The 23,162-nt window shown below is 47.9% G+C and carries 21 protein-coding genes, 1 tRNA gene and 1 pseudogene; 13 read left to right on the top strand and 10 right to left on the bottom strand.

Features of this window, described 5'->3' with window-relative positions:
- Positions 1–105: 105 nt before the first annotated feature.
- The 10 genes from BFO_RS12485 to BFO_RS15705 all read left to right on the top strand — a co-directional run bounded on the left by BFO_RS12485 (position 106) and on the right by BFO_RS15705 (position 7,263).
- On the top strand, positions 106–1,284 hold the full coding sequence (locus BFO_RS12485) for a sigma-54 interaction domain-containing protein (protein ID WP_390904608.1): 1,179 nt from the start codon (positions 106–108) through the stop codon (positions 1,282–1,284).
- On the top strand, positions 1,271–1,807 hold the full coding sequence (gene lptE / locus BFO_RS12480; RefSeq protein ID WP_014226134.1) for an LPS assembly lipoprotein LptE: 537 nt from the start codon (positions 1,271–1,273) through the stop codon (positions 1,805–1,807). The genes BFO_RS12485 and lptE overlap by 14 nt, the downstream gene beginning before the upstream one ends.
- 3 nt (positions 1,808–1,810) lie before the next feature.
- Positions 1,811–2,575: a hypothetical protein gene (locus tag BFO_RS12475; protein WP_014226133.1), complete on the top strand. Its 765-nt coding sequence runs from the start codon at positions 1,811–1,813 to the stop codon at positions 2,573–2,575.
- A complete protein-coding gene (gene secG, locus BFO_RS12470; protein ID WP_014226132.1) occupies positions 2,575–2,943 on the top strand; it encodes a preprotein translocase subunit SecG in 369 nt (122 codons plus the stop codon). Before BFO_RS12475 ends, secG begins: the two co-directional genes overlap by 1 nt.
- A 167-nt stretch (positions 2,944–3,110) precedes the next feature.
- Positions 3,111–3,767: a hypothetical protein gene (locus BFO_RS12465; protein WP_014226131.1), complete on the top strand. Its 657-nt coding sequence runs from the start codon at positions 3,111–3,113 to the stop codon at positions 3,765–3,767.
- A 5-nt stretch (positions 3,768–3,772) separates the two neighbouring features.
- On the top strand, positions 3,773–3,919 hold the full coding sequence (locus BFO_RS15715; protein WP_014226130.1) for a hypothetical protein: 147 nt from the start codon (positions 3,773–3,775) through the stop codon (positions 3,917–3,919).
- Positions 3,906–5,426, top strand: coding sequence for a phosphoethanolamine transferase (locus BFO_RS12460; protein WP_014226129.1), 1,521 nt, complete (start codon positions 3,906–3,908; stop codon positions 5,424–5,426). The genes BFO_RS15715 and BFO_RS12460 overlap by 14 nt, the downstream gene beginning before the upstream one ends.
- A 159-nt stretch (positions 5,427–5,585) precedes the next feature.
- Positions 5,586–5,960: a hypothetical protein gene (locus BFO_RS12455; RefSeq protein WP_014226128.1), complete on the top strand. Its 375-nt coding sequence runs from the start codon at positions 5,586–5,588 to the stop codon at positions 5,958–5,960.
- A 723-nt stretch (positions 5,961–6,683) separates the two neighbouring features.
- Positions 6,684–6,866, top strand: coding sequence for a hypothetical protein (locus tag BFO_RS15710; RefSeq protein WP_141729178.1), 183 nt, complete (start codon positions 6,684–6,686; stop codon positions 6,864–6,866).
- A 229-nt stretch (positions 6,867–7,095) separates the two neighbouring features.
- Entirely contained in the window at positions 7,096–7,263 is a 168-nt protein-coding gene (locus BFO_RS15705; protein ID WP_157755324.1) for a hypothetical protein, read from the top strand.
- A gap of 432 nt (positions 7,264–7,695) precedes the next feature.
- Here BFO_RS15705 and BFO_RS12450 read toward each other — a convergent pair whose 3' ends face one another.
- From BFO_RS12450 to BFO_RS12435, 4 genes are all read right to left on the bottom strand, one after another.
- On the bottom strand, positions 7,696–9,318 hold the full coding sequence (locus BFO_RS12450; RefSeq protein WP_041591373.1) for a DUF6850 family outer membrane beta-barrel protein: 1,623 nt from the start codon (positions 9,316–9,318) through the stop codon (positions 7,696–7,698).
- Positions 9,319–9,345: 27 nt separating this feature from the next.
- The gene (locus BFO_RS12445) at positions 9,346–10,677 is read right to left on the bottom strand and encodes a DUF4876 domain-containing protein (RefSeq protein ID WP_014226123.1); all 1,332 of its coding nucleotides are present in this window, start codon (positions 10,675–10,677) and stop codon (positions 9,346–9,348) included.
- A 50-nt stretch (positions 10,678–10,727) separates the two neighbouring features.
- Positions 10,728–13,733, bottom strand: coding sequence for a TonB-dependent receptor (locus tag BFO_RS12440; RefSeq protein ID WP_041590935.1), 3,006 nt, complete (start codon positions 13,731–13,733; stop codon positions 10,728–10,730).
- A gap of 162 nt (positions 13,734–13,895) precedes the next feature.
- A tRNA-Asn gene (locus BFO_RS12435) sits at positions 13,896–13,969 on the bottom strand.
- A gap of 84 nt (positions 13,970–14,053) precedes the next feature.
- Here BFO_RS12435 and BFO_RS12430 point away from each other — a divergent pair.
- Together BFO_RS12430 and BFO_RS12425 are read left to right on the top strand one after the other, a co-directional pair.
- Positions 14,054–15,031, top strand: a complete 978-nt coding sequence (locus BFO_RS12430; RefSeq protein ID WP_014226120.1) for an adenosine kinase — start codon at positions 14,054–14,056, stop codon at positions 15,029–15,031.
- Between the two features lie 58 nt (positions 15,032–15,089).
- Positions 15,090–16,793: a S41 family peptidase gene (locus BFO_RS12425; RefSeq protein ID WP_014226119.1), complete on the top strand. Its 1,704-nt coding sequence runs from the start codon at positions 15,090–15,092 to the stop codon at positions 16,791–16,793.
- Between the two features lie 484 nt (positions 16,794–17,277).
- Here BFO_RS12425 and BFO_RS12420 read toward each other — a convergent pair whose 3' ends face one another.
- The 3 genes from BFO_RS12420 to BFO_RS12410 all read right to left on the bottom strand — a co-directional run bounded on the left by BFO_RS12420 (position 17,278) and on the right by BFO_RS12410 (position 20,137).
- Positions 17,278–18,384 carry an Mrp/NBP35 family ATP-binding protein gene (locus BFO_RS12420; protein WP_014226117.1) on the bottom strand — a complete coding sequence of 369 codons (1,107 nt, stop codon included), beginning with the start codon at positions 18,382–18,384 and terminating at the stop codon, positions 17,278–17,280.
- Positions 18,385–18,394: 10 nt separating this feature from the next.
- Positions 18,395–19,156: a tRNA (guanosine(46)-N7)-methyltransferase TrmB gene (gene trmB / locus BFO_RS12415; RefSeq protein ID WP_014226116.1), complete on the bottom strand. Its 762-nt coding sequence runs from the start codon at positions 19,154–19,156 to the stop codon at positions 18,395–18,397.
- A gap of 84 nt (positions 19,157–19,240) precedes the next feature.
- Positions 19,241–20,137: a DUF1266 domain-containing protein gene (locus tag BFO_RS12410; RefSeq protein WP_014226115.1), complete on the bottom strand. Its 897-nt coding sequence runs from the start codon at positions 20,135–20,137 to the stop codon at positions 19,241–19,243.
- A gap of 694 nt (positions 20,138–20,831) precedes the next feature.
- Here BFO_RS12410 and BFO_RS16720 point away from each other — a divergent pair.
- The gene (locus tag BFO_RS16720) at positions 20,832–20,987 is read left to right on the top strand and encodes a hypothetical protein (RefSeq protein WP_014226114.1); all 156 of its coding nucleotides are present in this window, start codon (positions 20,832–20,834) and stop codon (positions 20,985–20,987) included.
- 49 nt (positions 20,988–21,036) lie between these two features.
- Here BFO_RS16720 and BFO_RS16715 read toward each other — a convergent pair.
- The 3 genes and pseudogenes from BFO_RS16715 to BFO_RS12400 all read right to left on the bottom strand — a co-directional run.
- Positions 21,037–21,150, bottom strand: a pseudogene (locus BFO_RS16715) (YegP family protein); the annotation flags it as partial.
- Positions 21,151–21,172: 22 nt separating this feature from the next.
- Positions 21,173–21,778 (bottom strand): RNA polymerase sigma-70 factor, encoded by a 606-nt coding sequence (locus BFO_RS12405; RefSeq protein ID WP_014226113.1) that lies wholly within the window; start codon positions 21,776–21,778, stop codon positions 21,173–21,175.
- A gap of 138 nt (positions 21,779–21,916) precedes the next feature.
- The gene (locus BFO_RS12400; RefSeq protein ID WP_014226111.1) at positions 21,917–23,080 is read right to left on the bottom strand and encodes a sensor histidine kinase; all 1,164 of its coding nucleotides are present in this window, start codon (positions 23,078–23,080) and stop codon (positions 21,917–21,919) included.
- Positions 23,081–23,162: the final 82 nt, after the last annotated feature.

Genomic DNA, 23,162 nt, shown 5'->3' with positions numbered 1-23,162 from the left:
GGCTCTCCTGCTCTCTACGTACAGGAATTTTTCGGATGTTTTTTTGCCGTCTCAGAGAAATAAGGTAATTTTGTCAGGTCAAACTGAAAAAATTACAGCATCATGATGACAGAAGGCATACAACAAATCAAGCAACGATTTGGGATTATCGGCAACAGTCCGGCGCTCAACCGGGCGATCGACGTAGCGCTTCAGGTAGCGCCCACCGATCTTTCCGTACTGATTACCGGCGAGAGCGGGGTCGGCAAGGAGAACTTTCCGCAAATTATTCATCAGAACAGCCCGCGCAAACATGGACAATACATTGCGGTCAATTGTGGTGCCATCCCCGAAGGAACGATCGACTCCGAGTTGTTCGGGCACGAAAAAGGCTCGTTTACGGGTGCGTTGGCCGACCGGAAAGGATATTTTGAAGTGGCCGATGGCGGGACGATCTTTTTAGACGAGGTCGGCGAGCTGCCTACTCCCACTCAGGCGCGTTTGTTGCGTGTGCTCGAAAGCGGCGAATTTATCAAGGTCGGATCATCGAAGGTGCAGAAAACCGATGTACGCATCGTGGCGGCCACGAATGTCAATCTGGCAGAAGCCGTTGCGCAACATCGTTTTCGTGAAGATTTGTATTACCGGCTCAACACCGTACCCATCGTTATTCCTCCGTTACGCGACCGGCCCGAAGATATCTTGCTGCTGTTTCGTAAATTTGCAAGCGACTGTGCCGAGAAATATCGAATGCCTGCCATTCAGCTTGAAGAAAATGCCCGTCGCCTGCTGGTGAGTTATCGTTGGCCGGGGAACGTCAGAGAATTGAAGAATGTGACGGAGCGAATTTCTGTCATCGAGCGTGACCGTACGATTACCGCAGACGAACTGCGCCAGTATCTCCCCAGTCTCGACATGCAAAAACTGCCGGTGCTGGCGCATCAGAAAGAAGACCAGAAACTCTTTCATACCGAACGCGAGATTCTCTATCAGGTGTTATTCGATATGAAGAAGGATGTAAACGAGTTGAAAAAGCTCGTGCATGACATTATGGGCGGAAACCTCCAGATGGCTGTGCCCGTGGAACAACCCGATGCGCCGACTTATACGACTCATCCCATCGATACGGCTCCCATTCAGGAAGTCGAAACCGTGGATGAATTACTTGCCCTCGATGATGTGGAAAAGGAGATGATTCGCAGGGCATTGGAGAAACATAACGGTCGCCGCAAAAATGCTGCAGCCGAACTTAAAATCTCGGAACGTACCCTCTATCGTAAAATTAAGGAATATGGGCTGGATTAAGAAAATAACCGTAAGCTTTTTGATGTTTGCCGCACTGCTCATGCCGGAGGCCTGCTCGATCTCTTACAAATTCAGCGGAACATCCATCGATTATACCGTGGTGAAATCCATATCCATCAAGGATTTTCCCAATATGGCGCCGCTTGTCTACGGGCCTTTGGCTCAAAGATTCACCGACGAACTCAAAGACCGGTACGTACGGCAGACCAAGTTGAGCGTACTGCGTGAAAACGGAACACTCGACTTGGAAGGCGAAATTACGGGTTATGAGTTGACCCCTCAGGCAGTGAAAGATACGCCTGACGGAAGAGCGTCGTTCGCGACCTTGACCCGTCTGACGGTTACCGTCAGAGTGCGCTATGCCAACCAAGTCAAGCCGGAGGAAGGATTTGAACAGTCTTTCTCGTCATATCGAGACTTTGAGAATACGAAAACCATCGATCAGGTACAAGATGAATTGTGTAAGGAGATCATCAACGATTTGGTCGGGCAAATTTATAATGCAACGGTAGCCAATTGGTAAACAATGACGTGTGAGGAATTATATCAACTGATGAATGCACCGGCCAGGTTGTCGGAGAAAACACTGCCCGAACTCAAGCAGATTGCGGAAGATTTTCCCTACTTTCATGCCGTTCAGATGCTCTACCTGAAAAACCTGCAGGTGACGAACGACCTGCGCCTGAATATCGAACTGAAGAAAAGAGCCATTGGTGTCCCCGACAGGACACAGCTCTTCCTATGGCTCGAAGGGGCACGTTACGGCAAAGAACCCTGCGGCCAAAGGGGCGAAGGTGAAGACGGGCAAAAGCAAACTGCTCGGGTCAATGAATATTTATCCGACCCGATGGACGATGAGACGGAAACGGAAGCGTCGAAACCCGCCCTTGAACCGTCTGCTTCGTTAGACTATATGCGCTGGCTGACCGAGAAAGATCCCGATGCCTCTGTTCCGAAAAATAAACTGCGCCATCAGGAGCTGATCGATTCCTTTATCGAAAGCGGAAACGAACGGATCGGAAGACTCACGCCTGAGCAGGTAGAAAAAGGAAGGGAAACAGATCGGAAAGAACCGGAGCAGGAGAAGATGCCGGAGCCTGAACGCGAATCTCTGGATGATTCGTATTTTACTGAAACACTGGCTCATGTTTACATTCGTCAGAAGCGTTATGAGAAAGCGCTGGAGATTATTAGAAGTTTAAGTTTGAAATATCCGAAAAAAAATATTTACTTTGCGGACCAAATCCGATTCTTGGAAAAGTTGATTATTCATTCTAAACAAAAAATATAATGTACGTATTTTTATCGATTTTGATTTTTATTGCATCTGTTTTTCTGATATTGATTGTATTGGTGCAAAACTCAAAGGGAGGCGGACTGGCTTCTGGCTTTTCTTCGTCGAATCAGATCATGGGGGTTCGCAAAACGACGGACTTCCTTGAAAAAGCGACATGGGCGCTGGCCGGCACCGTCGTTGTCTTGAGTATTCTCATTACCTCGTTTATCCCTCACGGCGAATCGACGATGCAGCAACAGCAATCCGAAATTCAGCAGCAGGTGAACGATGCGGTGATGGTAGATCCCAATGCCGTAGCGCCGAACTTCGGAACAGCGCAACCGGATGCTGCACAGCAACAACCCGAAACACCGGCCGAATAAGAGCGGAGAAGCGTAACGAAACGCTTTATATCCGGCCTTTTTCGTATATCGAGGCTGTCTGCAAAGTCCGGTAGGACTTTTTGGACAGCCTCCTTCGCATTATCAAAACGTCTTCATAAAAGATCAATCCCAGACAAGCTCGTTTTACGTCTATTCATAAAACTTTCATGAAACAAATCTATGGCATAATTGTCTTTTTACTGCTCTCTGCTACCGCCGGTATGGCGCAGAACGACAGTATCAGCATCTGGTTTATTTCTCTGAACCGTGACCTTACTTTACTCAATCGATTGAACAATATTCAGTACACCGGATTTATGTGCACCGATACCTTGGTGCACGGCAAACAATTTTTGTTATATACCGAAGAATACGAGAACGGTGAGAAAGTGCGTCCCGACTCAACGGATTTGGAATGTAAAGAACAGCGGATACCGATGGAAGTAAACGGGAAGACGATTGAATATCTTTATGACCCTTGTCGTTATAGAACGTTTCTGCCGGGTGACAGTGTTTTTAGGGTGGCGCTTGCCGGAAAACTCGAAGCCGATACCTTCCGTCTGCTGATGGATTATCCCACTATCTGTCTGACAAAAAAACTCAGAGGAAATGCAGACTATTCCCTTCGAACCATTTCCTGCGATGATGATGAAAGTATGAAACTTCCTGTGAATAAACTTACTCCTGTTTTTGCATACACTCCTCCTTACGATACCGGAAAGGGCATGGCTTCGTACTGTATTCTCGATGCGGGAAACGCAAGGGAGCGTTACGCGACATTCGGCATCAAACATTATTATATCATTTACCTCATCATACGATAGTTCGTATGGCGGATGATATTTTTATTTACTCATTAAATACTCCCCATTTTATGAAACGAATTTATATGATGACCGGTTGCATGTCAGTCTTTGTCGTAGCTGGTATGGAGCAGGAAATAACGGAAGAGAATTTTTTTGATGCAAAAGTTTAAACAACACCTATCCGTCTGGCTATTCGCCGGAGCTGCTACCTTATTTGTCGGTCTTGCGTATACGGCTTCCGACTTCTTCACGGCTCCCACCCATGCTCTCACCGACCGCTTGATCCTTTTCTCTCAATGGCTGGCCATCCTGATCGGGATATTTCCGGTTTTCTATTTGCTTTCGATCAATAAATATGTTTTTGCAAGCATCTATCCCCTCGTATGCGTGTTGTCCGGTGTATTGACTTATTTCCGATACACGACCGGCACTATTTTTACGACGATGATCTTTGATGCGGCACTTGACAACGACCATAAAATTACGCAAGAGTTGATCAGTGTCTGGCTTATCCTGACGATGATCGCCAGCTTATTGGCCGGAGTCGGCTTTGCTGTATATCGCTTTCGTAAGTTACCGGTAGTGCCCTTGCCTGCTTTACATGTTGTTTTGGCTGTAGCATTGACGATTGTGGTATTTCAATTACCCCGTATCGGACGTCCGATGACGGAACGTATCCCGATGAATCTGTACTTTATTCCTCAGCGTTATTTTGCCGAAAAGAAAACAGCTCGGAGTTATCGAGAACCGCTTCCCGGCAAAGTTACCGCACCCGTCGATAAGCCGCTGGTCGTACTGATTCTCGGAGAATCATTGCGTGCCGATCATTTGGGACTGAACGGCTATGCACGTAACACGACCCCTCTTCTTGCGACCGAAAGCGTCGTTTCGTTTCCCAACATCTATTCCCCCTATACGTATACGAATCCGAGCATCGCGCATATCATGACCCGTGCCGACAGTCTGGCGCCCGAACGTGCCGACAGCGAACGCTCCTTCGTCGATCTGTTCAAACGTTGCGGTTTTCCTACTGTCTGGCTGGGCAATCAGGAGCCGGCCAAAACGTATGTTTATTTTATGGAAGAATGCGACCGGTTGATTTATGGGAATATCAATAAATCGTATTACGTGTTTGATCATTGGACGGATGAGTTGTTGCTTCCGCCTCTCGACACGGTACTACCCGACATGACGGACGGAGGATTGGTGATTATGCACACCATAGGATCGCATTGGTATTATAATGCGCATTATACGGACGAGTTTCGACGGTTCGTGCCTGAAACGAAAAGTCGTATCGTTACGGCCAATACATCGGAAGAAATGATTAACTCCTATGATAATACGGTCGTTTTTACCGATTACTTTATCTCTTGTATCATTAATCGACTTCGTGACCGTAAGGCGCTGATGATCTATCTGTCCGATCACGGCGAAGCGCTCGGAGAGGATGGTTTGTGGCTTCACGCAAACACGGTCGATGCCGCTCATAATCCGGCTTGTATCGTCTGGCTTTCCGATGCTTATCGCGAGGCGAAGCCCGGAATGTACGAACGACTGCTACAAAACAGAAACAAACGCTATCATACCGATTTTCTTTTTCATACCATACTCGATGGCGCGGGTATAGAAGCAGATATTTTGCAAAACTCGCAAAGCCTCTTTGCGTCGGAATGAAAAGCTTTGTCCGCGGGAGAGAGGAGATAAATTTTCCGCCTCTTGTTGATGAGACACAATAAAAAAGTTTTTGCTATGAAGTCCGGTTTTCTGTTTTCTTTTTCTACCTTTGTCATGAGATTGTATGAAAAAATATTTATTTGTTAAAAAAAATGAGTCATGAAGAAGAAATCGGATGAAGAGAAAAAGGGAGGACTTGGCCGTGTCTCGACGGTTGTGATCGCATTGGTATCGCTCGTGGTGATAGCGATGTTTTCTCTTGGGGTTGTTGCCGTCAGCTCGACCGAGAGCACATGCGAGGAGTATGTGATGGACGAGATTTATTCGGGAGGAGTGAAAGACATTGTTTTTCAAGATACGGGGAATGGCATCTGCCTGTACATCAATAGAGGAGAAGACCGTTATTCGATAGAAGACCTCCGTTCGGCATTGCTCGGAAAGAAGGCGGTATATACTTTTACCCGTTGTGGGTGGGCAAAGGCTCATCCCCTCCGGCGAATCGTGTGCGAAGGGCGTGTAGTTTACGAGTCTTAAGCCAAACAGGAAGTACCGGCACATCTTTTTTCCGTTGTTCAGACAGATAGGCCGAAAGAGGGCGCGACGTTGATGCCCCGAATTGCAAAATCAGAGCTCCGAGTATTAAATTCGGGGCTCTGAGTTTTTTAATAAATCTGCGTGAAGATTTATCTCCCGCATCGTTGTTTTTAATAAACCCGGATTCCGCGATAGAAGAAATAAGAATGAATTTAATTCAGGGGTTTAGGTGTTTGGTTGTTTAGTTGTTGAGATGTTGAGTTGTTTAATTGTTGAGTTGTTGATTTGTTTGCTGACCGTTGTAACAGCCCTGAAAGGGCGCATTAATTCAGCCCAATGTGGAGCGCAGCGAAGCGTTGGGAAAAAAGGCATCGCATCTCGGCGGAGGGCTGTAAGCCTGACGTAATTCAATTGTTAATGGTTAATTGTCAATTGTTATGCGTGGTACACGGTATCCGAGCGCAACGGCCATCCGAACGCAAATTTCGCAAATGGGCGCAAATCAACGCAAATAACAATCTTTGTCATTCCGAACACCTCCTCTTGTCATTCCGAACACCGTGAGGAATCTCGCGGGGTAAAGGGAAGAGATTCATCGCTTCGCTCTGAATGACAAATTAATGGTCAATTGTTAATTGTTATGCGTGGTACACGGTATCCGAGCGCTGAGGAACATCCCCCCAGCCCCCCTTCAAAGGGAGGAAAGAGCGTAGCGAAAGGGGGATGTCATCCTTTCAAAGGGGGAATGCAGTGCAGTCAGCCGTCAGCATTCAGCGTTCGGTCTTGGGTCTTGGGCCTCGGGCGGTGAGCCGACGGAGCAGCGAGCAGGGCGAAAGAAAATCAGGCTGTCCGAAGCGAAGCGAGTTACCTGATTTTCCGACCTGCAAGCGTCGCGAAGGCGTGTGAAGCGCACGAAGCCTTGACCTTTGGGTTACTTTTTGGTCAAGCCAAAAGTGACAAAAAAGAGATTCTTCGCTTCGCTCTGAATGACAAATTAATGGTTAATTGTCAATTGTTAATTGTCAATTGTTATGCGTGATACACGGTATCCGAGCGCTGAGGAACATCCCCCCAGCCCCCCTTCAAAGGGGGGAAGAGCGGAGCGAAAGGGGGATGTCATCCTTTCAAAGGGGGAATGCAGTGCAGTCAGCCGTCAGCATTCAGCATTCAGCGTGCGGTCTTGGGTCTTGGGCCTCGGGCGATGAGCCGACGGAGCAGCGAGCGGGGCGAAAGAAAATCAGGCTGTCCGAAGCGAAGCGAGTTACCTGATTTTCCGGCCTGCGAGCGTCGCGAAGGCGTGTGAAGCGCACGAAGCCTTGACCTTTTGGTTACTTTTGGGTCAAGCCAAAAGTAACGGAAAAAGAGATTCATCGCTTCGCTCTGAATGACAAATTAATGGTTAATTGTCAATGGTTAATTGTCAATTGTTATGTCGGGTACACGGTATCCGAGCACTGAGGAACATCCCTCCAGCCCCCCTTCAAAGGGGGGAAGAGCGGTAAAACGAAAAAATCTGTGTGAAGATTTATCTCCCGCAAATTGTTTGTAATAAATCTGTGTGAAGATTTATTCCCCGCAAATTGTTTGTAATAAATCTGTGTGAAGATTTATTTCCCGCATCGTTGTTTGTAATAAATCTGTGCGAAGATTTATCTCCCGCAAATTGTTTTTAATAAATCACAGTTGTGATTTATCTCGATGACAGAACCGAAAAACCTCTATCGCGGAATATCCGTTAAAAGAGGCATCCGAAGCGAAGGGTGAGCGAGACGAAGCGATTGCCTTCGAGGTGTTTCACGTTGAATCCCCGAGTCAGCGTACCGTTCATTGCCACATAGCCGCGGGTACCGTTCGCATTGAGAACCCTCGAATATTGGAGCGCTACGTTGCCTCTGATCTGCGCGGCCGTAAGGTATTCGTATTCGCGGGCGAGGTATAGTTCGTTGTATTTCGGCTTGGTCTGGTCTTCGCCGGGTGTTGCGTACTGACCGTCTTTAGCCATCGTTCCTCCGCCCGAGGTATAGCGTGCGCCGATGGAAATACCGTACTCGTTCTTACCTCTCACGAAGTTACGCACGGCGGTGGCGTGGTAATGTACGTAACGGATCGTTTGTTTGCGGTAATAAGGGTAAAGCGACAGGGTTTGCTTTCGTTGATACAGGTCGATGCCTCCTTTAAACGTCCATTGCGGATTGAAATTCCGCACTCCGATGTCGGCCGTATAGCCGATGCTTGCGTTCAAGCGTTGCTTGTCGGCTACTTTCAGCGGATCGTAATATACGATCACGGTCGTGCCGCCCGGCCGACTTTCATGTTTGTAGACGTTTTCGAGGTTCTCGAGACTTTCGTTTTCGAGATGTAAGTCGAGGCGGTGATGGGCGGAACCTCTTTTCAGCAGAAATGCCCCGTTGTACTCGCAGATATCCGAATGATGTCGGCTGTGCAGCACCTTTGCCGAAGCCTTTCTGCCATACCCGCCTTCACGCTGCTTGTACGTCAGTTCGTGAGACATCCGAAAATCGGCCGAGCGATTGATATGCAGTTGTACCGAAGCTCCATGATAACGGTTATACATGGGGGGATTGTCATTCTTTTGGGTGTAGCCGGTTTCTCCGAATTCTTCGACGGCGCCGAAAAACGCGCCATAGCTGATCAGAGAGTAATATCGTTTGTCGGTTGTGCCATATACGTTGAAATTAAGTCCTTCTACACTGCGACGATAGAAATAATTGGCTCCGAGCTCGACCGTTTCGTGAAGACGCCATGAAGCTCCGGCTGTGACCGACATGTCGAGCAGCCTGTTCTTATGGCGCAGGTCTTTTTGTTTGGCGTAATTGGCGGCATGATAATCTACCTTCGCGCTTAGTGTCACCCGATGGGTCAGGTCGGTGCTGATCGCTCCGGCCAAACGGTACGTTTCGAGGTTTTTGACGCCGCGTGTCGTATCGGTGTATTCCACAATGTCGAAAGGTTGTTCGTAAGGATCGATAAAGGCCGACCCCCCCATAGCTTTGCCTGTGAAATACCGGTAGCATATGCCTCCGAAGAAGACGATGCGCGACGAAAGACGGAAGAACGACTCGGTCTGTGCGCCGAGCGTGTAGCTGTCGTCCGACTGATGATAATTGATAAACCCACCGTTTTCCTTTGTGGCAAAGACATCGGCCACCGCCATCTTTCCGACGGGCAGGTACCGGATACCCGTTGCATTGTATCCGGTAAGCCGCGCATCGGAACGTTTGATATAACCGTAATCGATCCGTCCGGGGTATCCCGTCGTGTCTTGCGCTGCGATGCAGGCGGAGCTTAACACTCCGCCTATCCACATCAGCATGCGTATATAAAATCGTTTCTGCATACGGTCTATCATGTGTCTCTTCCGCGATTAGTCTTTCAACGAAGACTGCCGGCGCTGGTGAAAGTCTTTCGTCGAGTTGTTGCTGTCCATATAGATGATACGTGCCCCTTTCTTGAGCGATGCCTCGGCATCGATACCGCTCGGGTCGGTGCTGGCCTTGCCGTCGATTTCGGTGCCTTTGTCGTATTTATATACGAGTTTCGCTTCATTGCCCGGCACGGCCTTCGTAGCATCCGGATCGACGTTGCGATACAGCGTATAGCCCTTCGCGTTTTGGTGATTGACGTATCCGGCATCTACTTTTGCCGTCAGACGCTTTTGATTGTTTTTTTGACCGACTTTGAATACTTCGATGCCGTCGAGCACCCACTCGTCTTTTATTTTCAGACGTGCATAGACCGGAGTTATTTTGCCTTGGTAGTAATTGAGGTTGTTCTTATCGTTGGCAAAGGCCGCAGGAGTGACGTCTTTTGTGGTGAAAATAAAGAAGGCAGGGCTTGTATTGCTCAGCGGCCAACCATTACCCATTCCGTATTTTACGGCCGAGAGATAATGCGAACTCGGAATAGCGGCCGAAGGTGCCGGATAGTAAAAGGTGTTGTCGTATACGGAAATATCGTATGCACAGTAGTATTCCGGCTTGCTGAGGTCGACCGACTTCGTATATGTCTTTGTATGATCGATCGCGCCGTTTAAGGCAATCAGGATTTGCTTGCCCGGCTCGATCGTTACGTTTTTTGGGAAATACCAGATTCCGTTGCCTGCAGGAACCCATCCTTCGCTTTCATAGAACAGTTTACCACCTTTATAGTCCTGATTGGGAGTAAAGGAGTTCGCCACAGGGAATGTCATCCCGAGGCATAGATTGTCGAGGCTGGCCGGTTGGGCGGAATTGTTGTATAGAATCACATATTGATCCATACTGAAGTTTCCCGACCCGTCGTCCTTAGGACATCCTGAGATATACAGCTCTTTGATTACGACCTGTCCTTTCTTTGACTCCGAAAGGTTTAGCACAAACAGGTTGGCCGATGTAGCTGCCGAGATCGTGAATTCTTCCGTGATTCCGCTATAGATATACGAATGGCCGCCGCTTTGACGCGTATCGGTTGCCGATGCCTTATAAACGCCGGAAGGTACGTTAAACGAGGCCGTTCCTGTCTTGTCGGTTTTTTCTTTCAAGGCCGAGCCTTTGATGTCGGTCAGGGTTACTTCTATGCCTTCGGTGGGCTTAAACGGGCTTCCTTGCGGATAAGCCAGTTGGATTTTGACTCCAAAGGTTTGGAAATCTTTCTCATCATCCTTGCATGACGTGCACAAAATCAGCGCACTGATCATCAAATAAAAAATCTTCTTCATCTTACCTTGTTTTTTAATTAGTTATACATATAAAATTAAGATCATATTCGTTATAGTTTCAGTCGCAGCGACAGTCCGTAGGTGAATTGCGGAATGAACCCGCTTTCATATAAAGAGGTCTCCATATGATTCTCCGAGAACTTTACTTTTCCCATGTTGTTGAAAAAATTGTGGGCATAGAAGGAGATGGTTGCAAATTTGCCGATTTCTTTCGTAATTTGGATATTTGCAGAAAAGTACGGCGATATCCGGTTCGGATTGAAAAAATAATTTGTTGGCGATTTGAGTACCATTTTGGCCAATTCGGTGTATAATTCTTTGTCGTTTTCTTTCGCCCATGCAAATTTCTCGGCAAAAGGAATCTTCGTATCGGGATCTTCCCACGTCGAGTAATACAGCGGATAAGTACCTACATAGACATCCCCCTGATAAATATCGGTATCTTCGCCTGAAAGATGCTCCGGTTTGCTCATTACGAAGCCGTAGTTTCGCCCCTTGTATTGACTGAGCCGGCGACTGTATTGATATAACGACGCTTCGAGTTTTACGGTAAAGATCATTCGGATCGCGGGGATATGCGTTTCGGTCGTAACGTTCAGGTTCACTTCTTCGGAGATTCCCCCGTTCGAGACGGAAGGAGACGCCGACTGAATAGTTGATACAATGCTGCCTCCAGTGCGGTACGAAGTGGCGGTGGTCGACGAGCCGACGTAATAGCCGATGTACCTGAACGGGGTATTGTCCGTCATGGACTGTGCGGGAACTGATGCGATCAGCGTTTCGTCTACTCCTTTGTAGCGATAGTAATTTCCATCGAGGAGAAACCTTGTTCTGACAGAGGGGATGCGTGGGAATTCGACTTTCCATTCGATGCCGTTTCGCTCGATGGGCGATCCGTTCCGATAGACGTAGTTGGTCTTATACGTATCGCGTGTCGTATATTCGAGCGCATGACTGCTGTGTGCGCCGGTCTTGTCCGAGACGGTGACGAGCCCCGTCTCCCTGTCGATCGTATATTGTCTGTTTTGTAACGGAATGGTGCTCTGTTCAAGCGCTTTTTGATCGGTCAGCCGATAAGAGTAAGGCGTATGTTCGAGGGTACAGATATACGGATCGACGGTTTGGCTTCGGAAGAAGGAAAGATGAACCTTTACACCGCTGATGGAAAGCTCTGTACGGAATTCATACTGTTCGTTATGCTGCCAGCGCAGGTTGGGGTTGTGGCGAGGCAGTGTCCGGGTGGTGTAGTAGGCATAAAACGTGCTGCCGTCGGCCATGGCGCCGGGGGCGAAAGCCAGATCGTCGGAATACGTCGGTCTGGGATAAAGCACTTCGTGCGAGGGGAGTTTGACGGACTTTCCCCATCCTGCGTAGAGGCTGAAGTCGCTGAGCATGCCGTCTGCATTTTTGCGCAAGGTGCACTTGGCATTGACTCTGGGCGAGATGCTCTGTACGGTACCGTAGGCTGAAGAGCGGATCATCGTCATGTCCGTGCGTATGCCGGCCGTTACTTCAAGCAGCGAGGCGTTCTGCCTGAGGGGCAGGCTCAGTTTGTCTTCGATGTACCAGGCAATGTTATTCACGGACGGTTTTTCATTGTAACGGTACGGACGCCATGTCGGGGCATAGCGCAGATCGTTGTAGTAAACGCCCCGCCCTTTATTACTGCTGCTACTCAGTTCGGCACCGGCTATGAGTTTGTGCGAGAGGGAGCCGAACAGATGCTGCCAGTCGGCTTTGATCTTACCTGCGTAGTGAACGGGCTTGCTGTCGTGATATTGTAACACGTACCAGTAACCGCGCGGAAGCAGGAGGACGGGAGCATCCGGGTTTTCGTCATAGTTCGTTGCGATGAAATATCCTTGTTCCAACGAATGGAGAGAGGCTTGCGACGACGAACTGCTTCTGTTCGTGTTTAACTTCGATAGCCGGTCGGAATAACTGACCGATCCGGAGAACTCCAAATTCGTGATCCATGCCTTGTTAAGCAGCCATTTGGCGCTTACACTCCCTCGCAGACTGTTATTTTGCATATGCGTGTATGTCTCTTTGAAAGCATCGGGGTCGGCTTTTGAATCGTAGCCGCCGATATTGGCCGCTAGCCCCAGATCGAATGAGAGTGGCATTCCCCGGCTTTTGTTTAGCGTATGTGAATAGTTCGTCGTAAACACATTGCGTGTGTACGATGTGTATGGAGAAGCCGGGTCGGAAACGGATTTCGTATGCTCGAAGCTTGTGTTGAGCGTGCCTGCATCCCTGCCGAGCGAAAAGCCCTTGCTGACGGCTACCTGTTTGTTTACGGGCGAGGTCGATAGATCGACTGTCAGCGGCGTCTTCCCTTTGCGCGTGTGGATTTTCACTAATCCATTCGTTAAGTCGCCATGCTCGACCGACGGGATACCCGTGACGATTTCGACCGATTCGATATTCGTTGAGCTGACGCTCCGCACATCGACTCCTCTCGTCTCGTCGAAGGCTGCGTTGTTTTGCAGCCGCACTCCGTCGACCTCGACGGCCGTTCCGAACGAAGCGTTCCCTTTCTCGCCTCCATATGCCCGTAATACAAAACGTTGATCTTTTGTAAGTTTTTGATTTATAGGTGTTTTTCCACCTGGCAGTAACGAGAGGATGTCGGCCACATTCGTTATCTGTGCATGGTCCAACGTCGTACGGTCAATGGTATAGGATGTTGTCAACTCGCGAGGTTTCTGGCGCGCCGTGACTACAACTTCGTCGAGCGCCAGATTCTCTTCCGCGAGCAGAAATACAAGCTCCGGCATATCGTTTTTGACTTCGATATCGAACGATTTTGTGACGTACCCGAGGCAATGAACCAGCAATACAGTCTTGCCGCCGGGAACATCTCTCAGTACGAATCGTCCCGCCTCGTCGGCCACTGTCCACAACCGATTATCCGCAAACGAGACGGCAGCAAAACCCACCCCCTCTTTACTTTTGCTGTTCAGTATTTTACCTGTTATTGTGAACGTCTGGCCGAACAAACCCTGTGTACAGACCGAGCACCATATGATAACCCCAATAATATATCCACGCATGGCTTTTATAATCAGATTGCAAAGATAGCATCCCCAGCCGTATGCTCAAATCCCCAATAATGGGGATAATTTATTCCGTAACGCCCCCGAATTTTATCCTTTCTTACATACCTGAAGAGGGTGTGCCAAAACATATTGCGTCTTAACACACCCTCTCGTTTGCTCTTCCTCTTGGACTTGAACCAAGGACCCTCTGATTAACAGTCAGATGCTCTAACCAACTGAGCTAAGGAAGAGTGTTGTTCTCTTAAAATTGCGGTGCAAAGATACGGCTATTTTCGAAATATGCAATATATTTGTGCAAAAATTTTTTTGAGTAGATGAAAATTATTGGAATTGGGAATGCATTACTCGACGTTTTGTTGCGTCTGGAGAGTGATACAACGCTGGAAACTATCGGGATGAAGAAAGGAGCGATGGATTTGATCGACGAAGCAACGATGCGATCGATTCAGCGTGAACAGTCGGGACTGGAACGTTCGGAGGCTCCGGGCGGCTCGGTATGTAATACGATGCGTGCGCTTGCATTGTTAGGCGCTTCGGTCGGTTATATAGGTAAAGTAGGCTCGGATGCGAACGGCCGTTTTTATACAACGGCGATACACGATGCCGGTGTGACACCGCATATCGTGCAAACGGACGGTATATCGGGATGCTGCACGGTGTTGATGTCGCCCGACAGCGAACGGACGATGGCGACTTTTCTCGGTCCCGCAGCCACATTGACGGCCGAAGAGATTACAGATGACGTATTACGTATGTATGACTGTCTTTATATGGAGGGTTATCTGATCTCGAACGAGCAACTGTTTCATCCGATCCTGCGTCGCGCAAAGAAGCTGGGACTGAAAATTGCGCTTGATCTGTCGAACTTTAATATCGTTCACGGGTTTCATGAGATGTTGCATCAGGTCATTCCCGAATATGTAGATATTCTTTTCTCGAATGATAGCGAAGCCGAGGCTTATACCGGCCTTGCTCCGGCTGAGGCCATTCGTGAGATCATGAAAGAGGTTGAATATTCGGTAGTGACCATCGGGAGAGACGGAGCATTGGCCGGACATCAGGGCGAAACAGTACATGTACCGGCCTTAAGTCATGCACCTGTCGATACAACCGGAGCGGGCGATAACTTTGCCGCCGGATTCTTGTACGGGTATTCGCAAGGACTCTCATTGAAGCAGATGGCTTCGATTGGTGCCGTGATGGCCTCTCATGTGGTTGAAACCGTCGGGCCGCAAATCCCGGCCGATCGTTGGCAACAAATAAAGTTAAAAGTAAGTGAGATCATATCATAGGCGTAGCGAAAATGCCTACTTTTGCATCCTTATACATTTATAATATACACAACAGTACATGTCACGATTAAAAAATATACTGCTCCTTTCCCTTTTGCTGGCATTGGGAGGAGTTTACGGACTCGACGCTCAGCAGGGTAACCGTTTTGAGGTTAGTAAACAGTTGGAGATTCTCAATGCACTTGTGAAAGAAGTTGATATGTTTTACGTTGACTCGGTCGAGGTCGATAAGATGGTGAGACGTGGCATCGATGCCATGTTGAAAGGTCTGGACCCGTACACGGAATACTTTCCCGAGCAGGAGATGGACAATATGAAAATGTTGATCACCGGTGAATACGGCGGAGTAGGGGCTTATATCCGTTCGCGTGACGGGGGAGTAATCATCACCGAACCGTTCGAAGGGATGCCTGCGGCTCTGGCCGGACTCAAGGCCGGTGACCGGATTCTGGGCATTGATACGGCAGACGTTACGAAGGCCACTAGCGAGAAGGTAAGCGAATTGCTCAAAGGCGTTCCCAACTCGAAGGTGGTATTGAAAATTCAGCGTCCGGGCGAAAAGAAACCGCGTAAATTCGAAGTGATACGTAAACAAGTGATGCTTAAACAAGTTGTGCATTACGGTGTTTATGGTGATCACACGGGATACATCTACCTTGACGGGTTCAAGGAAAAGAGTGCGCAGGAGGTGAAAGAGGCTTTTGAAGACCTGAAAAATCGTCATCAGATTACCTCGTTGATTCTCGACCTGCGCGATAATGGCGGAGGGTTGCTGCCCAGTGCCGTTCAGATCGTGAATTATTTCGTGCCGAAGGGGCGGGAGGTCCTTTCGACGCGAGGCAAAATCAAACAGTGGGATCGCACGTATCGCACTACAGTCGATCCGATCGATACGGTCATTCCCATGGTGGTGCTCATTAACGGAAGTTCGGCTTCGGCAGCCGAGATCGTCAGCGGGGCGTTGCAGGATATGGATCGCGCGGTGCTGGTGGGCAACCGATCGTTCGGGAAAGGACTCGTCCAATCGACACGCAACTTGCCTTACGACGGTAATGTTAAAGTAACAATGAGTAAATATTATATTCCCAGCGGACGATGTGTTCAGCACATGGACTATGCCCATCGCCATACCGACGGGAGTGTCTCGGCTATTCCAGACAGCTTGACATCTGTTTTTTATACTTCGAAAGGGCGTCCCGTACGCGACGGTGGAGGTGTTCGCCCTGATTTTGAAGTGGAGGAGAAGAAAACACCAACCATGCTGTATTATTTATTGAACGACTTTACGTTGTTTGACTACGTCACCGATTGGGTGCAGGCGCATCCGACGATCGCACCGGCTGAAGAGTTCGTTTATCCGGACGTTGATTACGAAGTCTTCAAGCAACGCTTGAAAGATGCGAAGTTTACGTACGACCGGCAGAGCGAGAAGGCCTTAAAGAACCTCAAAGAGGTGGCTGAGTTTGAAGGGTATTTATCTGAAGATACAACGGTTTTTGCGGCGCTCGAAGCTCAACTCAAGCCTGATTTGGATCGTGACCTCGAACGGTATAAGGAAGATATCAAAAAACTTATTACAACCGAGATTGTCAAGCGGTATTATTATCAGGAGGGGGAACTTATCGAGAACCTGAAAGGCGACAAGGCCTTGCAGAAAGCGTTGGAAGTGCTGGCTAATGAGGCGTTGTACCGTCAGACATTGAGCGCTCCCAAGCCTGAGAAGGAAGAGGGGAGAAAAGCCGTTGCCGACCGTGCGGGCTGAAAGCTTGAGGAATCAGATACAAAAAAAAAGAGGCTGCGTCAACATTTTTTTGCAACGCAGCCTCTTTTTTTTGTTCCTATCCCTACGGTTTATTCCAAATTACGCGATAGATTGTTCGGCGTTTACCATTAATAATGGATGTGCGAATGTACGACAATGGTTACGTCAGGCTTACAGCCCTCCCAACGGGGATATTGCTTTTTCCCCAACGCTTCGCTTCCGCTCCGCATTGGGCTGAATTATCTCTCCCTTTCAGGGCTGTTTTTCAATGGTTAATTGTCAATGATTAGTGGTTATTTGCCGGGTACATGATTCGGCGTGTACCACGCATAACCATTAACCATTGTCCGAAAGGGCTGAAAGCCCGAATTATTTCAGCCCTATCCCGCAAGGGTGGGGTATCGACATCCGGACCTTGTTCGGAGGGCTGAAGGCCTGAATTAAATTCATTCTTATTTCTTCTATTGCGTAATCTGGGTTTATTTTACGATTGGATGATGACCCGCCGGGTCGGTGCCAAATGTTTATGCCGATATTCGATCCGCTCTACGACGTTTGCCGCCAGTTGACGGAATGCGGCCCCCGTGATTGTATCGGGGTTCAAGGCGGCCGGTGCGCCGGAGTCTCCGCTTTCGCAGATGCTTTGTACGAGCGGAATCTGTCCGAGTAGCGGTACGTTCAGCTCTTCGGCCAGCTGTTTGCATCCTTCCTTTCCGAAGATGTAATATCGGTTTTCCGGCAGTTCGGCCGGGGTAAACCATGCCATATTCTCAATAAGACCTAATACGGGAACATTCACCTTCTCGCCTAGAAACATGCTGATTCCTTTGCGTGCGTCGGCTAGAGCGACTTGCTGAGGGGTGCTCACAACGACGGCGCCTGTAATGGCAAGTGTCTGCACGAGTGTCAGGTGAATATCGCTTGTGCCCGGCGGGAGGTCGATCAACAGATAATCGAGTGCGCCCCAGTTGGCGTCGGCAATCAGTTGTTTGAGTGCATTACAGGCCATGGCGCCACGCCACAGCACGGCGTTATTACGGTCGACGAAAAAGCCGATAGAGAGCAGTTTTACGCCGTAATTCTCGGCCGGGCATATCAGATCACGGCCTCCTATTTTTTCGAGTGTCGGACGAGCGTCTTCGACGTTAAACATCTTGGGTTGTGATGGCCCGAAAATATCGGCATCCAGCAGTCCAACGCTGTATCCTTCGGCGGCTAGCGCTACCGCGAGATTGGCCGAGACGGTGCTCTTGCCTACTCCGCCTTTTCCGGAGGCTACGGCGATGATATTTTTTACGTCGGGAAGTAGCTTGTCAGGCTCCGGACGTTTTTCCTGCAGGGCTTTAACGGAGATATTTCCTTTAATGTCGATCTCGGGAGAGATGTAGGTGAGAATCGATGTTTCGGCCGCTTTTACAACGGATTGGATAAACGGATCGTTCGGTTTCTCAAAGATGAGTGTAAACGATACTTTGGAGCCTTCGATGCGTATGTTGTCTTCGACCATTCCGGCTTCGACCAAGTTCTTGCCGGTGCCCGGGTAGCGCACCTTTTCGAGCGCTTCCAGAATTAATTTCGGATAAAGTGTCATATAGGTTGTTTTATTTATACGTTTGTGAGCCTCCGCGCCGGCTTCTGTTGTAGCTGCGGTAGGCGTCGGGTTCAATGTCTACGTCAGGTTCGATCCACGTTTCGCGCGGCTGGCAGACGAAGCGGAGATATTTGATATTCAACCCCCGTTCAATCCACTGTTGTTCGTAATATGTCCGGATGGACAGGATATCGTCGGCAGCGCCCGAATGATAAAGATCGTCCGTGCATGCCTGGACAGGTAAGTCATTAGACTTTATCATCTCAGTCGTGTAGGTGAACATAAAATGACTGTCCGTTTTGAGATGAATGAGACCGTCGGTACGAAGTATTTCGCTGTACATACGCATGAAACGCGTGCTTGTAAGCCGTTTGTTCACTTTCTTCATCTGTGGGTCGGGGAAGGTGAGCCATAATTCAGCGACCTCGCCGGGGGTGAAGAAATGACTGATCCGTTCGATCTCGGTGCGCAAAAAGGCAACATTCTTCATTTCGGTATCGAAAGCTTCCTTGGCACCAGCCCACATGCGTGCGCCTTTGATATCGATTCCGATAAAGTTTTTATCGGGGAAAAGGCGTCCCAGTCCAACCGTGTACTCGCCGCGTCCGCACCCAAGTTCGAGAACGATGGGGCGTTCGTTTTTAAATACTTCCGCGTGCCAATGGCCTTTCAGCGGACAGCCTCCCTGGGCCTGCAACACTGCATACGGATACTGAAAGACGTTCGGTAACGCTTCCATCTCCGCAAACTTTTGTAATTTGTTTTTTCCCATGAGGCACAAAGATACGGAAAAATATCGGATGTGTTTAAGAGGGAAATAAGCCTTTCGATAGACACCCCTTCCCAAACACGTCGGCTATACAGTTTTGAACGCAATCCGTTTCCAAGGACTTTGAGGTTTTTCGGAAAGTTCTTTTGCATATAGATGAATCAGTGAACTGGCTTCGTCTACCCCGCCCCAGAAGTATCGACCTACGACATAACTATCACCTAAAGCCTTCCACGATCCGAGTGTTGCATGAGCGAGTTGATCGGCTGCTTGTAAATAACCCCATGCCGTTTCCTCATCAATATATTCGGCATCGTAACAAGCACGGGTAATGAATGACAATCGAGCCACATCCCAACCTGCCACACCGATTCGTGCCAGATCCTCCATATCCGTGATGGTCCCTTCTTTTTTCATCGTTTCCAGGGCCTCTTGTAAATTATTCAAAAAAAGAACGGCACGTTCCAATTCTTCGGATGTCTTGAAATGAGCAAGAAGTATATCTTCTTTTGCCTGGTCACTGGCTTGTTTCATTGCTTCGACTACGGGAGGGAAGAAATAACGATGCCCCACATCCCGCAGGCGGTCGAGCGTTTCCAATGCGTCATCTGTATTTTGAATTCCCCACCATTCTTTGAGGATTATATTGCGTCGATCGCTTTCGATATGAAGTTTAAGGGTGTCGAGACGTGCATGCTGTTGTGACGAATAGACGGCTCCAAGTAATATAGAGCGTTGTTTATCAATACTCAGAGGATTGTTGGAGGTCACATTGAATTTTCCTGTGGCGGCACGGAAAATAAACTCAAACATACGCCGTTTAGTCACGATAAAATAACCCACGAAAATAATTCCGATCAGAATTAAGACATACGTTGTGTAATCTGGAGATGTTTGCTGCTCTAAGGGGAGGGTCTCATCAGCTCTAAACTGAATAGCATTGCTCTGAGCAAGCGCATGAATAAAAAAGAAAAAAGTTTTCATTTGATAATGTTTTAAGATTGATTTTATGTTTCTTGATTATTAACTGTTTATGTTCCCGATTTTAACTGACGGATGTAATTTTTTGCTTCAAATTTAAGAAAAAGATTTCTTTTGGGGGATAAAAATGGAACTTGTATTTTGACTTGTTGTTAATTTTATATTGTATTTCATTGATTTTTTTGTTATTGGGTTTGTTAAGATTTGCTTTTTGTGGGACGTGCTGTCTGATAAACTTGTTTGTGTTCTCGATCAGCCCTTTTTTCTAAGAAGCACAAGGAGGGGATGGGGAAATAAATGTGTATGTAGTAGTTCCTTGGCTAAATTTTGATAATCCGCAAACTCGCTACTGTTATCTACAGTGATGGTGTGCACATGTTTTTTGTATGGCAATAGCATACTGTAAACGATTTTAGAGAGTTCTTTTGTATTTTTTCCTTTGTGTGGAGCTACTAAACTCTGGATAGCTCTTTTATTGTTCTTTTCGAGGGGGCTATTTTCCTATCTTCAATGTCCCGAAAAGAATCAGCTCCTTCCTACATCCTTAGAATAGTTGCATTGGCTATTTGAATTTACGGATTGATAAATTTTGTCGATTATTCTAGTGTTGTGTAAATTTTGATATGACGTATATTATTTGTAAGTTTGTCTCAAAAAGTCATGATACGATACACCATATAAATTAAGCAAGCAAGAAGTGGAAGAATTGGAAGCGATAGTAAACAAAGGCTCTCACAAGTCCCAAACCTATCGTGCCGCCTATATCCTGCTCAATACCGATGAAGGCGATTATTCCCGGAAGGTGACAAACGAGCGTATATGTGAGGTTTTACACATGTTTGGTCATCGATAGCTGCATCGGGAGTGTTCTTTTGTACCGATTTGATACCGTTATCACAAGAGGTTTCACTTTCGTACATTTGACTACTGCCAATTACTTGTCCGTTCGTAGCTTTCGGATTAAACCGAAATTCACTGTTCTTTCGGGTTGAAATTACAAATTTTCCTATTGTCATTGTTTAAATAAACTTAACCCAATTATCCCGGAGAGAGATTCCCCATGGCATCTATATGCGTACAGAGCAGAAGCAGCAGCGGAAAATAGTCTTTCAACTCATGGCGCAAGGTTTTCAGGGCTTTGCTCATACGGGCTTCGATGGTCTTCGGGGAGAGTTCGAGCCGTGTGGCGATCTCGCGATACGTCAGTCCGTTGAAGCGGTTCATTTCAAATACTTCGCGGACATCGCTCGATAACTTTTCCAATGCTTGGCGGAGGAGAGTTTCGAGTTCGCTTAACGTATAGAAGTCTTCCGGTGACATGGAGACAGAGGGCAACTCAACTTGATCGGTGGTATATTTGGTTGTAATCGATTCTTTGCGCAGATAATCCGTGCAACTGTTACGAACGCTGGTAAGCAGGAAATTGCGAAAAGAGAGCCGGATATCGATTGTTTTCCTATTTTTCCAGATTTTCAGAAATGTCTCTTGCACGATGTCTTCCGAAGTCTCCGGATCATTTACGTAACGTTGTGCAAAGATGCACAGAGCAGGATAAAATTCAAAAAACAGTTCCTTGAAAGCCTCGCGACTGTCATGAACGGCTATTTTTCTGAATAGATTTTCAATGTATGCATCGTCTCTCATGTTATTTGTTTATTTCCTTGATATGTTACGGATGATTCACTGCAAATATATAACATATCGGGCATATGTACAAACCGCTTGTAATGCTTTTATGCGGATTTACTATGGCACGGAATATGATTGACCGAGCATCATTCCTTATTTCGAGGGGGAACGGAGACGCATTTCGATGCGGAACGTTGTGCCTTTGCCGATTTCGGATGACTTTACGTAGATTTCGCTGCCGGGCGTTGTTTCTACGATCCGGCGAACGAGCGACAAGCCTAATCCCCAACCTCGTTTTTTAGTCGTATAACCGGGGTTGAAGATGGTCTGAAAGCGCGATTTTGGGATACCTTTACCCGTGTCGGTCACATCGATCCAGACACGTTGCTTGCGGCTGCCTGTGCAGATAGTGATCGTTCCTTGTCCTTCCATGGCATCGACGGCGTTCTTCGTCAGGTTTTCAATCACCCATGAGAAGAGAGACTCGTTCATCATGACGAACAGCGACTGATCGGACAATAGGGTCTCGATGCGTATCTTCGATGAGATACGTGTGCTCATATAGTCGCAGGCCGAGCGGATGGCTTCGTTCACGTTGAGCAGTTTAAGCGCAGGGTCAGATCCGATTTTCGAGAAGCGGTCGGCAATTACTTCGAGCCGTTTCACATCTTTTTCCATTTCATGCAGGTAGGTGCCGTCCACCTCTTTGGTTTTGAGGTATTCGATCCATGCGATCAAGGATGAGATAGGAGTGCCGAGCTGGTGCGCCGTTTCTTTCGAGAGGCCGACCCACACTTTGTTTTGTTCAGCTTTTTTCGTGCTGGCTAATGCCAGAAAAGCGATCAGGATAAAGATAAAGACGACCGAGAGCTGAACATAAGGATACATTAAGAGCCGTTTGAGGAGGATGGAATCGTCGTAATAGAGGTACTGGTATGAGTTTGGACCGATCTCGACGGCGAGGGGAGGATTTTTTGACTGAAATTCGGTGACTTTTCGTTTAAGAAAAGCGTCTTCGTCGTTGCCACGCACATCGATATTACGGTGACTGAGGATATTTCCGGCATCGTCGCACAAGATGACGGGGATGGAGGTGTTGCTTTCGATGATACGCAAGACGACCATCAGGTTTTGATCCGTATTTTCCGTGGTCAGTACGCGGTACGCTTCCGTCCATATTTCCATCCGTACGCGTTCTTCGCGCGCCAGTTTTCGAATCAGCATATCGGACACCACGACCGACACGATGGCAATAAGTATGGCTCCGATGATGAAAGCATATTTCAAATCCCGGCGCGACTCATATAAATTATTCATAGCTTATCGTCTGTATCACTACGTTAGTAAACGATGAAGGATATGGATTATTATATGCGTCGTACCGGAAGAGTAAAATGTT

It is taken from the genome of Tannerella forsythia 92A2, from assembly GCF_000238215.1.
In the GTDB taxonomy this organism is placed as follows: domain Bacteria; phylum Bacteroidota; class Bacteroidia; order Bacteroidales; family Tannerellaceae; genus Tannerella; species Tannerella forsythia.
Note: the sequence above shows the minus strand (reverse complement) of the source record. Positions and strands in the feature narration are given on the sequence as shown.